This is a genomic window from Endozoicomonas sp. ONNA2, assembly GCF_024606365.1.
Classification (GTDB): domain Bacteria; phylum Pseudomonadota; class Gammaproteobacteria; order Pseudomonadales; family Endozoicomonadaceae; genus Endozoicomonas.
Window position 1 is genome coordinate 1 of record NZ_JAHHPO010000934.1, and the last position, 1,441, is coordinate 1,441.

Genomic DNA, 1,441 nt, shown 5'->3' on the forward strand with positions numbered 1-1,441 from the left:
CCTGCAAGCCCCTGATCTGAACCCACAACAGCCAGTGCCTGAAGGTCACCCTGTCGGCGCCGGATTTGCCGGGCACAGCGTCAACGTCGGTGTCGGCGCCGCCAATTTGCCCCCACCGCCCCCGTATTCGTTGCACGCTCCGCAGCGCCAGGTTTATCCCTGTGCTCCTCCCCCGTATTCTCCGTTAGCCTCGGGTCCGGTCTCAGGCACTGAAATCCCTGAGTCCCTGGAGTATTGCCTGTTCAGGCTGGAACAGGCTTACAAGACTGACTTTACAGAACTGGCAGAAACATTAAGCCATTTCAGAGGAACATGGCCACTGAAAAGCCCATTCAATTCGATGGCATTCCAGGTTCTTAACCCTGAGTCACAGGAAAAAAACAGTAGCAAAAATTTCCTGCAGCTAGCGAGAACAGTATGGACATTTTTCAACGACGAGTATTATATCCTTCAGGACTCAGGATCATACTCCTCACTCAGCCAATTGACCGTCGTAACCTGTATGTATCTCCTCGAACAAAAGTTCAACCCGCAACATCAGGCGTCAATGCAAAAGCCATCAGGCGATAAGGCCAGCTCAGCGGCGGCTTTAACGGACGGTGAAAAGCTGCCTGCGTTGGTCAGAAAAACCTTTTTTCAAAATTTGTTAACCGCGGCTGGCCATTCACACAGGAATGACGCAAAAACAGCAATAAATAAATTTGTGCAAAATAACCGGTCTGGCTTGCAGGCTGATATGGATTCCCCGCATCCTGTTACTGGCAACCTGAAGTTTTCCACATTGCATTACGAAGATATTCCCGGCACTACTATCTCGAAACTATACAGACCCCAACTTGATGCCTATAGCCGTGAATACTCTATCGATCTGTCCGGTTTAGTGGAGGTATTGGGTCAAACGAAAACCTTGCGGAATTTGCTCCCGGATCCTCTGGAGAAAGTCATGCAGGACCTGGCCCTGGAGACAGATAATAGACATTTACTGCCAAAAACATTCTTCCATAACAAGGCGGAGCCCTTCCGGGACCGAAATGCCAGGTGTCTTCTCGAGTTAATTAATTTTTGCCAGAATCAGGTTTCCAGACAGCACAGCAATACATCGGACCATGCAATGGGTGAAAAGGGTAATGATGCGCGTCTGCCCCTTCAGCAATCATCGGCTGGCAACCAGCAGGGTAGTCAGGCGGTGATTGGGAAACTCAGGGAATGGCTGATCACTCACAGTGATCGCAGCAGGGAACTCCAAAAGAGATTAAACGATTTTTTTCAATAGTGTCAAACGGAATCAGTACAGCATGAAACCTTGCCGCGAAGGGTAAAAGAAACATATTTTCCCCTTCTTGGAAATTAGAAGTAGAACAGATTGTCGAATAAGGTTTTTCCTGTTACTGGCAAGGGGAAAACCGCGCTCGGGCATGAGCGTCTCGCAGGAGGAATCCCA

Annotated in this window: 1 protein-coding gene; it reads left to right on the top strand. The window is 49.3% G+C overall.

The window, feature by feature from the left end; all coding sequences use genetic code 11:
* Positions 1-1,273 (top strand): hypothetical protein (locus tag KDK14_RS16620; RefSeq protein WP_257266295.1); only part of this gene is annotated, 1,273 nt, incomplete at its 5' end.
* Positions 1,274-1,441 lie beyond the last annotated feature (168 nt).